At 51.4% G+C, this 11,241-nt stretch carries 12 protein-coding genes; 6 read left to right on the top strand and 6 right to left on the bottom strand.

Translation table 11 applies throughout. The features are described 5' to 3' along the window. On the bottom strand, positions 1 to 1,332 hold the full coding sequence (locus ACFFK0_RS14665; protein ID WP_377471006.1) for an MFS transporter: 1,332 nt from the start codon (positions 1,330 to 1,332) through the stop codon (positions 1 to 3). Continuing rightward, positions 1,283 to 1,993, bottom strand: a complete 711-nt coding sequence (locus tag ACFFK0_RS14670) for an ArsR/SmtB family transcription factor (RefSeq protein ID WP_377471069.1) — start codon at positions 1,991 to 1,993, stop codon at positions 1,283 to 1,285. The genes ACFFK0_RS14665 and ACFFK0_RS14670 overlap by 50 nt, the downstream gene beginning before the upstream one ends. A gap of 282 nt (positions 1,994 to 2,275) precedes the next feature. Between ACFFK0_RS14670 and ACFFK0_RS14675 the strand changes: the two genes are divergently transcribed. Next, the gene (locus tag ACFFK0_RS14675; protein ID WP_377471007.1) at positions 2,276 to 2,863 is read left to right on the top strand and encodes a TetR/AcrR family transcriptional regulator; all 588 of its coding nucleotides are present in this window, start codon (positions 2,276 to 2,278) and stop codon (positions 2,861 to 2,863) included. A gap of 74 nt (positions 2,864 to 2,937) precedes the next feature. After that, positions 2,938 to 4,140 (top strand): MFS transporter, encoded by a 1,203-nt coding sequence (locus tag ACFFK0_RS14680; protein ID WP_377471009.1) that lies wholly within the window; start codon positions 2,938 to 2,940, stop codon positions 4,138 to 4,140. Positions 4,141 to 4,200: 60 nt separating this feature from the next. On the opposite strand, the gene ACFFK0_RS14685 is transcribed toward ACFFK0_RS14680, so the two are convergent. From ACFFK0_RS14685 to ACFFK0_RS14700, 4 genes are all read right to left on the bottom strand, one after another. After that, positions 4,201 to 4,971: a metallophosphoesterase gene (locus ACFFK0_RS14685; RefSeq protein WP_377471010.1), complete on the bottom strand. Its 771-nt coding sequence runs from the start codon at positions 4,969 to 4,971 to the stop codon at positions 4,201 to 4,203. A gap of 60 nt (positions 4,972 to 5,031) precedes the next feature. Continuing rightward, a complete protein-coding gene (locus ACFFK0_RS14690) occupies positions 5,032 to 5,346 on the bottom strand; it encodes a DUF2834 domain-containing protein (RefSeq protein WP_377471011.1) in 315 nt (104 codons plus the stop codon). A 302-nt stretch (positions 5,347 to 5,648) separates the two neighbouring features. Continuing rightward, the gene (locus tag ACFFK0_RS14695; RefSeq protein WP_377471012.1) at positions 5,649 to 5,972 is read right to left on the bottom strand and encodes a hypothetical protein; all 324 of its coding nucleotides are present in this window, start codon (positions 5,970 to 5,972) and stop codon (positions 5,649 to 5,651) included. Between the two features lie 120 nt (positions 5,973 to 6,092). Then, complete coding sequence (locus tag ACFFK0_RS14700) at positions 6,093 to 6,806, bottom strand: gamma-glutamyl-gamma-aminobutyrate hydrolase family protein (RefSeq protein WP_377471013.1); 714 nt, start codon at positions 6,804 to 6,806, stop codon at positions 6,093 to 6,095. A gap of 224 nt (positions 6,807 to 7,030) precedes the next feature. Here ACFFK0_RS14700 and ACFFK0_RS14705 point away from each other — a divergent pair, with 224 nt between their 5' ends. The 4 genes from ACFFK0_RS14705 to ACFFK0_RS14720 all read left to right on the top strand — a co-directional run bounded on the left by ACFFK0_RS14705 (position 7,031) and on the right by ACFFK0_RS14720 (position 11,238). Beyond that, entirely contained in the window at positions 7,031 to 7,903 is an 873-nt protein-coding gene (locus tag ACFFK0_RS14705; protein WP_377471014.1) for an AraC family transcriptional regulator, read from the top strand. 184 nt (positions 7,904 to 8,087) lie between these two features. After that, a complete protein-coding gene (locus ACFFK0_RS14710; protein WP_377471070.1) occupies positions 8,088 to 9,392 on the top strand; it encodes an ABC transporter substrate-binding protein in 1,305 nt (434 codons plus the stop codon). A 105-nt stretch (positions 9,393 to 9,497) separates the two neighbouring features. After that, positions 9,498 to 10,418 (top strand): carbohydrate ABC transporter permease, encoded by a 921-nt coding sequence (locus tag ACFFK0_RS14715; protein WP_377471015.1) that lies wholly within the window; start codon positions 9,498 to 9,500, stop codon positions 10,416 to 10,418. A gap of 1 nt (position 10,419) precedes the next feature. Beyond that, a complete protein-coding gene (locus tag ACFFK0_RS14720; RefSeq protein WP_377471016.1) occupies positions 10,420 to 11,238 on the top strand; it encodes a carbohydrate ABC transporter permease in 819 nt (272 codons plus the stop codon). Positions 11,239 to 11,241 lie beyond the last annotated feature (3 nt).

Below are 11,241 nucleotides of genomic sequence, written 5' to 3' on the forward strand. Positions count from 1 at the left end.
TCAGGCGGAAAATGAGTCGGAATGATCAGCTTGTTCTCCCGCCGGTACATTTGCTTTTCTTCTAGACCATATAACAACCGGGATCAGCAAGAGGGCGAGTCCTCCGCCAACAAGCGACAGCGTCGCATAGCTTGAGTGAGCTACAACGATGCCGGACAGCGCACCGCCCGAGGCGCCGGCAAGTGCAATCAGCACATCAATCGTTCCTTGCGTTTTTGCGCGTGTTGTCGGATCCGTAGCGTCAACAATGATCGCTGTCCCGCTGATTAAGCCGAAATTCCAACCGATGCCAAGCAGCGATAGAGCGACAATGAGTACCGGCATCGAATCCGCAGGGGCTGCTGCGGCTGTAATGCCCGCAAGCAACAGAACGCCGCCAGAAGCAATAGACATGGCGGTACGACCGATTTTGTCAACCAGAACCCCCGTGACGAGCGAAGGCAAGTACATGGAGCCTATATGAATGCCAATGACGAGCCCTATATCTCCCAAGCTATGGCTGTGATGCTTCATGTGGACCGGGGTCATTGTCATGATGGCAATCATCACGATCTGGGTTAAGATCATGACGGTCGCTCCGACGATCAGGCCGTTCTTGCTGGTTTGGGGCACTCTTTTTCCTTCAGCGTTCGCTTGAGTTTGTGCCCCTGCTTGTTTTGACGCAAACACAGCCTTTGCAACGACATAGGGATCGGGACGAAGGAGAATCAAGAAGACCGTTCCTGCCAGAAAATAAGCCGCTGCGGCCAGAATAAACGGACCTGCGAGCGCCGGAATCCCAATGAAAGCCGCAAAATGACCTGTAACATCCACCATACTAGGGCCGGCAACTGCGCCTAGTGTCGTCGAAACCATGGCCGTGCTAATCGCTTTTGCCCGCTGATGAGGCATAGCCAGGTCGGTTCCGGCGTAACGGGCTTGCAAGTTTGTTGCCCCGCCTGCACCGTAAATCAGCAGCGAGACGAACAAAAGAGGCAGGCTGTTATTGACCGCAGCCAATATGACTCCGAGTGCCCCGACGCCTCCGGCGAAGAACCCGGCTCCAAGCCCTAACCTGCGGCCGTAATGCTCGGATAACCGGCCTACCAGCAAGGCAGCCGCAGCGGAACCGAGGGTGAACAAGGCCGCGGGAACACCCGCAAAGCTTTCCGTACCCAGCATCTCTTGCGCAAGAAGTGCGCCGACGGTTACACCGGCGGCAAGACCCGCGCCTCCAAATATTTGAGATAAGACTACGATAAGCAGGGAACGCGTATACAGCTTCTTTTGCAGCTCCGGCGCATCAATGTAGCGGCGAATCGATGTGTCCTTTACTTGGGATTCGTGCGTCATCGCTTAGAATCACCCTTTCTTCAGCATATCGTTTCCATTCGATTACGCCTTCTTCCAGACGAGATGCCTTAAATCCCTTATTCTTAAGGATTTCAACGGCTTGGGCGGACATGATACAATACGGGCCTCTGCAATAAGCGACAATTTCTTTATCCGCAGGCAGGGAGGCCAGATGGTTCTCCAGATCTTCCATAGGTATCGATATCGCGCCTGGAATATGCCCCGATTCATACTCGTCTTGCGGCCGAAGATCCACCAATACCGCTTCTCCCTTCGCCATCCGATCGAGGAGCTCTTCCAAAGCTATAGGCTCCAAACTCGCATGATTTTGCATGATTTCCGTTTTCAGCTTCTGCACCTCTACCAATTGCTTTTCGCTAATACGGTGTAAGGACAGCATGAAATCGGCCACAGAGAGTTCGGCGATTTCGTAGATCACAAAGTTCCCTTGTCTATGGGAACGAACCAGCCTCGATTCATGTAACGTTTGCAGGTGTTGGGATACATTCGCAACACTCATCCCGGTTATCTTGGCGAGTTGATCGACAGATTTGGGACCTTGGGACAGCAAGTCAAGTAATTCCAAGCGTTTGGGACTGGATAGACATTTGCCGATTCGTGCAAATTCCTGATACAACCGGTCCTTCCACATGCGCTCCATGACCACAACAGATCACACCTCAACTATTCAATTAAATTATTGAATAGATATACCATAAGGTTTCAGTCTTGCTGAGTCAAGGGGAAAATTCCAAATAGTTTAACTGCAGAACAGAAGAACAAGACCTATTGATTCCATTTCCGCAATATGGAAAGCTGGGTTATGTCGGGGGCAACGTTTGCCAGCTCAGAGATCAACGTTTATACTGAATATATCTTCAGTATTTTGTGGCGGTCCGGCAGGGTGAAAGCGTGCGGAAATCGCTATCGAGGTGAGAGTTAATTGAACAAAAAGCAGCAGCAAACGGAACAGACTAAGAAGCGGATCGCCGACGCGGCCCGGGCGTTGTTCGTGCAGAAGGGCTACAAGGCTACGGCCATCGAGGAGATCGTGAAGGCGACAGGCTGCAGCGCGGGAAACATTTACTACCATTTCAAGAGCAAGGAGGGCTTGTTCTTGTATCTGATCGAGGAATGGAACCGCGAGTGGGAGGAGACTTGGCTGGCCAAGGAGGCGCTATACCCGACGACGTTCGATAAATTGTACGGAATCGCGGAGCATCTCGCCCACGATCAGCTGAACCATCCGCTGACCAAAGCCGTCGACGAGTTTTTCAACAACGCGGAGAAGGCATCGGATATCGAAGAACGCCTGAACGAGATGGTCCAGGGCTATATTGATTTCAATCGGCAGCTGCTGCAGCGGGGCGTGGATAGCGGCGAGATCAAATTGACCAACGTCACCGGGTTGGCCATCATCCTGGACAGTCTTATGTTAGGACTCAATCAGCATACGCGCAGAATGGAACGGGAAGAAGCGCTGGCGGCTTACCGGCTGGCCATGGACGTGTTTCTGCATGGCATTGCCTAGCCGCCTGGCGTGCCTTTTTTTTACACCAACATCTAGAATGAATATTCAGGATTATGAAATTGGAGGCATCCATCATGACGTTATTGCTGAAAAACCGGGGCGCCGTCCTCATACTCATGTTCAACCTGTTTCTAGTCTTCTCGGGAATCGGCTTGGTCATCCCGATCATGCCGAAATTTATGGAGAGTCTGGGCATTACGGGGGGAACCGTAGGCTTGCTGGTGGCGGCCTTCTCGCTGACCCAGCTGCTGTTCTCGCCGCTCGCGGGCCGTCTGTCGGATACGTTCGGACGCAAGCGGATGATCGTCTTCGGCATGCTCCTGTTCGCTCTGTCGGAAGGGCTGTTCGGCTACGCAAGCTCCTCATGGCTGCTGTTCGTCGCCCGGTTGCTCGGCGGTATTAGCGCGGCCATGATCATGCCGGCCGTCATGGCGTATGCGGCTGACGTCACAACGGCGGAAGAGCGCGCGGCGGGGATGGGCTATATCAACGCGGCCATCACGACAGGCTTTATTATTGGCCCCGGCATCGGCGGCTATATCGCCGAGTTCGGCATCCGGGTGCCGTTCTACTTCGCGGCGATTGCGGGCGTGCTTGCGGCCTGCATCAATCTGCTCATTCTTCCGGAATCCCGGCCGGCGGCTGTCGCGGCATCCGCCCCGGCGGGCGCGGCGAAACCGCGGGCCAATCTTCTCACCCAATTAAGATATGCTTACAGGGAGCCGTATTTCCTGAGCCTTATCATTGTCTTTGTTTTGTCGTTCGGCTTGGCGAATTTCGAGACTGTGTTCGGCTTGTTCGTCGACCACAGGTTCGGGTTCGAGCCGAAGGATATCGCCTTTATCATCACGTTCGGCTCGATCGCCGGCGCGGTCGTGCAACTGACGGCGTTCAGCTGGATTTTGAAGCGGTTCGGGGAGAGCCGGGTCATCTCGGTCTGTCTTCTCTTCGCCGGCGTGTTTATTCTGCTGACACTGTTCGTCCACAAATTCTGGATCATCTTCGCCGTCACTTTCATCGTATTTCTGGCAATCGATATCCTGCGGCCCGCAATCGGTACCCAGATGTCGATGGTCGCCGAGGATCAGCAGGGCTACGTCGCCGGCCTGAATTCGGCATTCACGAGTCTCGGCAATATTGTCGGCCCGATCGTGGCGGGATTTTTGTTCGACGTCGACATCAACTACCCGTATGCGCTCGCTTTCCTCGTCCTGTTCATATGTTTTATACTGAGCCTTAAAGCAGGCAGACAAGAGCAGGGAGCGCAAGTCAGGTAAGGCACAGAGAAAATCAGGTGCGGATGTGCACGGCAACACATTCCAGACCGTCCAAATGACTTAATCGAGTTCATGCAGAGTCACTTCGCTGCGGACCAGGAACCGGGCATTGATTCCGGCCTGACCGATCCCTTTGGAGATATAGAACCGGCCATAGGTCCCGGAATGCATTCCCTTGTAAATGCCGGCGGCTGCAAGCCTTCCCTTATTTAACAAGCGGAACAACAAGGGCACATTGAATTGCTTACCGTGGAAATGGCCGGCCATCAGGTAGGTATACTTGTGTTGAATGCAAGGGATAAGATTAGGATCGTGTGTCAGGACCAGGATCGGTTTGTTGGGGGCGGCGTTTTCGAATGCGGCTTCAACCTCGCTTTTCTTGCTGCCAAAATCATCAACGCCGACAATTTGAAACGTATCTAAGGCTATGGACTGATTGATGAGTACGTTGATACCCGCATTTTCGAGAATCCGGATCAGCTGCTTGAGGGCAGAGAGGTGCAGGCGATGATCATGATTCCCCAATACGGCATAGACGGGGATGCCGGGTTTGGCAATCGCTTGGGCGTACTGCTGCACCTTAGATAAATACCGGGATTTTTGCGTAAAGTCACCAGTGAGAACGATGTAATCCGGAGCTTCCTCCTGAATGAGTCGGGTCAATCTTTCCGCACTGATCCGGAGCTTCTCGACATGGAGGTCGCTGATCTGCAGAACGCGAGTGCCAAGCCCGCAAGCGTAGCGAACCCGTTCCACCTTCAGCCATTGGGTCGGTAAAATTAACAGGAAATAGACGAAGGCTGCGATAACCAAAATAATCGTAAAATACATTCGCTATTCATTGCCCCCTCGGTGAGCAATTCGGAATCTCCGCAGCCGCATCCAGGCTTGTCATTTCTTCTCCATGTGCATTTGGCGAAGCAATAGAAACAAAGGAAGCCCTAATGAAACGCCCACAACAAGCGTACCTGCAATCGGTAACCACAACGATCTCATGCCATTTTTTTTACCTTCATATAGGATGAACCCAATAAGCGCTATTGCTGAAACAAGAACATCCATCCATGCAAATGCGCCCATGCGAGTTTGAGCTATATCTTCTGCTAATTGACCTATGTCAAGGCCATTCTGTACGATCCAAGGAAGAAACTGTGAATACGGCAGCACGACTCCCAAAACCGCTAATATCGCATAAAAGTATTTCAATGAAAGCCCTCCTCACTGTTCGAAATTTCGTACAAATCCGCTTCGAGCCGTATGAAATGAAACGGCTTTGAACGATATTAAGTTCACATTGATAAGAATGCATTCGATCATGGTGCACACGGGTCAGTAAAGGATAGAATCGTGAAAGTATGCATATGCGGCATTGATTTCTTTTACCTTATACTACCACATTTGGATCAATTCTGCTCGGAACTGAAGCGCACCACACAGAAACGAAAAAAAGCGATGGATATTTTCCACCGCCGTGCTGCAGCCCGTCTAAGCTGTTCCATACACTCAATCTATTTGAATTTGGCCGACAGTAAATTTGACGCCATCTGCGGTCGGTGATACGTTTCGTCGTACACACTGCGCATGATATAAACGGCAATGATGGACGTATTGTTATCAAGAGGTTTATACATCATCTTGATGATATCTCTAATTTCGAAGTCCGTATCGAATTCGTTCTTTAATAGAATCGCATAATCGCCAAGGGTCGGTTTTTGCCCGCGCTGCTTCAGCATAGGGATCTGCCTGATTTCCGGTTTGCCGTATTTGGTATTCGTCTGAATTTCCAAGGTAATATAGTAACGGTCTTTCAATAAATCCGTAGGTTTGTTCATCGTGATGCGCCTTCTTTCATGTTGTAGAGAATTTGTGATTCTGATCTTCGACGAAGTCGATCTCTACTCCTCTCAGAAAAGACACATCTTCAATAAACACCCGTCACCATTGCCCATCAATCATCGCGTACATGCACTTACAAATGCCAAGAATAGTTGATAGCTATGGCGATCGGCCTTGTAATTGAATTCCGGATGCCACTGCACGGCCAAAATAAATCTCTTCTCCGGCATCACAACCGCTTCGATAAGCCCGTCTTCGGCTTTGGCCGCAGCCTCTAGTTGGCTTGACAAGACCTTAATGCCTTGATGATGATAGCTATTTACGCTTAGTGAATCCGTCCGGACAATGCGATGAAGCAGGCTCTCTCTGTCTATGGCTACGCTGTGGACGGGTTCGGTGTAGGGCGGCTTTTGCTTATGATTGATTCTAGGGTGTGCTGTTAATTGAATGGGAATATCCTGATACAGCGTTCCGCCTAACAAGACGTTAAATAGCTGTAAACCGCGGCATATCCCGAATGAAGGCTTATCCATACCAATGGCATGTTTAAATAACATGGCTTCCATCGCATCGCGTTCCGTACACAGCTTCCCGCAAAAATCTTCGGTTCCCTCACCATATAGCTCAGGGTTAACGTCATGGCCGCCGGTAAAAACAAAACCGTCAAACGCATTCGCTATTGCTGCAACGATCTCGGCGTCGGAGGTCAGAGGCAGCATGACCGGAATGCCGCCGGCCTCCTCGATGGCTTTCATGTAGCCTGGCAGCATCCAGTAGCTTTCTTTGTCATCATCGTATAACGGCAAGATGCCGATCATCGGTTTCCCCATGGATTTCCCCCCTGTTTCTGCAGTTAGTATAGGCTTATTATACAGTATGCTTTGTTGAATACGCATCACTCCCTGTCGCAAAGCGGAGTCTTTCGGCCGACACTTCAGCAATCCCGCCGGCACAACGGCAAGAAATGTTAAATTATGCACAATAAAGATCATGTGAAGTTCCTGCAAATGTGATACGATAGCGTATACAATGCCATAACAGGGGGGTGTAAGCGATGTCATTCATGATTCATACTCCAACAAATGTTGCTCTCAAGCGACAAGGCATTTATGTTCGCGCCGACGCTTCGGACTGGCAGACGAGCTGGCCGGTGCATACGCACGAAGGGGTGGAGCTATACTATTTTCAAAAAGGCAAAGCGAACTTCTGCATCGGCGAGGAAGTGTACGATATGAGCCCGGGGACGATGCTGCTGTTTCGCGGAGGAGTCATGCACCGGATCAATCCTTCCAAAGAGGTTGTATACATCCGCAGCTATGTCAATTTTACCGAGGAGTTTTTGCGGGAGGGCGTTCCGGTTGACATGATCGATAAGCTCACTGCGTTGTTCGATGTGCAAGGCGGCTTGATTCTTCGTTGGGATCCGGATGAGCGGGACAGTATCGAGAACGAGTTTCGCACCTTGCAGAATGAAGCCGAGAAGGAGTCGTTCGGCCATGAGCTGTTCATGCGGGCGACGTTAACCCGGCTGCTGCTGAAAGTGTACCGCAAGTCCAAGCATTTGCCGACCGCGGGAATGGAACAGACCCCATCCCAAAGCCAGTCCAACGTCAAACGCATACTGCAGTTTATCAACCAGAATTATACGGGGGAAGTTTCGCTAGACGATATCTCGAAAGCGCTTCACCTGAACAAATATTATTTGTGCCACATTTTTAAGGAAATAACGGGCCATACGATCAACAATTATTTGGTGCGCAGACGTCTGGAGGAAGCGAAGAAGCTGCTGCTGTCAACGGACGAGCCTATCGGCGTCATTGCCGAAAAGCTGGGCTTCACGACTCCGATCCATTTCAGCCGGTCGTTCAAGCAGTTCTCGGGGGTATCGCCGCAAGCCTTCCGAAAAATCGCACTACAAACGAATTGAAATCAATCAGCAATTTACGTTAAAGATACAGCAAGATCGGTAAAGTGGACGGCAAAAAAATGTGATAATTTAATGATTAAGCGCTACCAAACGATCATTTCGGATGAAGTTTGACGAACGCTAGCCAGTAATTGCGGTATAACTAACCTAGAAACATGAAAAGGGAGAGTTGACATTGAAAACGATGAAGAGCATGAAAACTGTCATGGCTGTCTCGCTTGCAACACTCATGGTCGCTGCTGTAACCGCTTGCGGAAGCAATACCAGCAATAATGCCGGTTCGGCCGCTAATACCGCAGCTCCTGCGGCGAAAAAAGATGTAACCCTCGATTTCGTTTGGTTCTCGGACGGTATTGAAGGCGATGTTATGAAAGGGCTTGTAAAGGAATATCAAGAAAAGAACACCAATGTCAAAATTAATTTTATCGAGGTTCCTTTCAAAGACTTACCTAATAAAATCAAAACGATGATCGCAGGCGGCCAGCCTCCTGCGCTCGCTCGAATGACGGATACCGGCGCATTCGCCAAACAAGCGGTCGACCTGTCGCAATACGTAGGCGGCGCCGAAGCGTTCACGTCCCAGTTTGTCGATTCGATTAAGCCTTACTACGTGGTCGATAACAAGGTTATTGGCGCACCGATGGATTTGACGGCGAACGGGCTCATATACAACAAGACGCTGTTTGACAAAGCGGGCGTGAAGGTGCCGACCGGTCCGGACAACGTATGGACGTGGGACGAATTCTCCGCCTCCTTGAAGCAGGTGATGGAGAAGGGCGGAGCCAAGTACGGTCTCGTCTGGGATTACACGCCGCACCGTTGGTCCACGATGCTCTATGAGTTCGGCGGAAGCATGATCAGCTCGGACGGCAAGAAAGCGGCGATCAACTCGCCGGAAGGCGTCCAGACGCTGGACTACTTCGCCAAGATGCATAAAGACGGCATCATTCCGACGTCGGTATGGCTCGGCAGCGAAAACCCGAACAACCTGTTCCGTACCGGAACCGTTGCAGCACACTTGGCCGGCAACTGGATGCTCAGCAACTACAAAGACATTACGAACTTCGAGTGGGGCGTTACCTATCTGCCGAAGCAAAAAATCCGTTCGTCGGTACCGGGCGGCAAGTATTTGATGGCGTTCCAGGGCAGCAAGGTGGAGAAGGAAGCGGCGGAGTTCATTCAGTGGGCGACATCGAAGGAAATCAACTCGAAATATAACCAGAATTCGCTCTTCCTGAGCCCGCGCAAGGACAGCGCAAAGCTGGATTACGCGTTCGGCAAAGAGATGTTCGAAGTATTTGCGAACGAGCTGGCGAATACGACGCCGCTGGCGGCAAACGACTGGTCGCGTCAAACGATTGTACCGAAATTCTCGAACGATCTGAAGGACAACATCTCCAAAGTGCTCGGCGGCAAAATGACGTCGCAAGAGGCGCTGGACCAAACGGCTAAGCTGATCGACAAGGCGATCGCCGACGAGAGCAAATAAGCGCCGTCACAAAGATCAAGCGGGCTGTCCTTTCATCTACGGTGGAAGGCAGCCCATTTTACCTGATACAGAGAAAATGGAAATAATGGGGAGGAGTTGGGAGAAATGGCGCAACATGCTGTAGGTCGCGGGGGAGCGGCGGCACTGTCCTCAGGGAAGAAGGAAAAGCTGAGAAGAGCGATAGCCCCCTATTTGTTCGTGCTGCCGAACCTGGTCATCTTCGCGACGTTTATCGTCGTCCCGGCCATACTCGGCTTCGTCTACTCGTTTCATGAGTATGACGGATTGAACCCGATGGAGTTTATCGGATTTGACAATTACACGGAAATTTTCGCCGACGGCGATTTCTGGGCGGCGCTCGGGCGAACGGGAATTTATGCGGCGATAGCGGTTCCTTCCTTATTCGCACTATCGCTGGGCATCGCCATCCTGCTGATTCAGGATGTAAGGCTGAAAGGGCTGTTCCGTTCCGTCATCTATTGGCCGACGATGATTTCGTTCATTATTGTCGGTTTGACGTGGAAATGGATTTTCGGCGACGCTTTCGGCGTGTTGAATTACATGCTGACCTTGATCGGGCTGAAGCCGATCGGCTGGCTGACGGATCCGGTCTTTGCGAACTTCTCCGTTATTGTCGCTACCTTGTGGTCGCGCGTCGGATTTTTCATGGTTATTTTCATTGCGGGTCTGCAGTCGATTCCGGTCGATATGTATGAAGCATCGCATCTGGACGGCGCATCGCGCTGGCGCACGTTCCGCAGCATTACGCTGCCGCTCTTGAAGCCGACGAGCGTACTTGTGCTGATGATCTCGATTATCGACGCGTTCAAGGCGTATCCGCTGATGGTCGCCCTGACCGGCGGCGGACCGGGCAATGATACGACATTCGTCGTACAGTATATTTATGAAATCGGATTTGAGAAGCAGGAGCTTGGTCTGGCCAGTGCGATGTCGGTCTTGCTGTTCGTGATTATCGGTATTTTCTCGGCTATTCAATTCCGTCTGACGAGGGGAGGAGCGGTCTAACATGAAAACATCGCCAAAATGGATGATCTATACATTGCTGTCGTTACTGTCTTTGTTCTGGGTGTTCCCAGTCATTTGGACCGTTCTGTCCTCCTTTAAGACGAAAGAGCAGCTGTACAGCTGGCCGCCGGTATTTTTGCCGGCTCCTTTCACGGTCGAGCATTTCGTTACGGCGTTCGCCAAAGGAAATTTCGGGCTTTATTTCGGCAACAGCTTGTTCGTAACGGTCACGTCGACGCTGCTGCTGCTGCTGATCAATACGATGGCCGGCTTCGCCCTGGCCAAATACCGGTTCAAGGGCGATACGATCCTGCTTGTCGGCTTTATCTCAACTTTGATGATCCCGCTTGAAGTGATTATGATCCCGATCTTCCGGGTCATCTCTTCGCTGGGCCTGTACAACACGCTTTGGGGAATTATTATTCCGCCTGCAGCGACGCCGACCGGCGTGTTCCTTGTCCGCCAATATTTGCTGACGGTGCCGGATGAGCTGCTGGAGGCGGCAAGAATGGACGGAGCCGGGGAGTGGAAAATATTTTGGCGCATCATCATTCCGCTCGCCCAGCCGATCATCGCGGTGCTGTCCATCTTCTCGTTCATGTGGCGCTGGGACGATTTCCTGTGGCCGCTCATCGTGATCAGCGACCCGACCAAATATACGGTTCAGCTGGCGCTGTCCAATTTTATCGGGGAATTTAACGTCGATTGGGGCTCTTTGCTGGCGATGTCGACGATTACGATGATTCCGGTGCTGATCGTGTTCCTCATTTTCCAGAAGCAGTTCGTACAAGGTATGGCGACTACAGGGATGAAAGGTTGATCG

Origin of the sequence: Paenibacillus chartarius, from assembly GCF_042432825.1 — a bacterium.
GTDB classification, from domain to species: domain Bacteria; phylum Bacillota; class Bacilli; order Paenibacillales; family NBRC-103111; genus Gordoniibacillus; species Gordoniibacillus chartarius.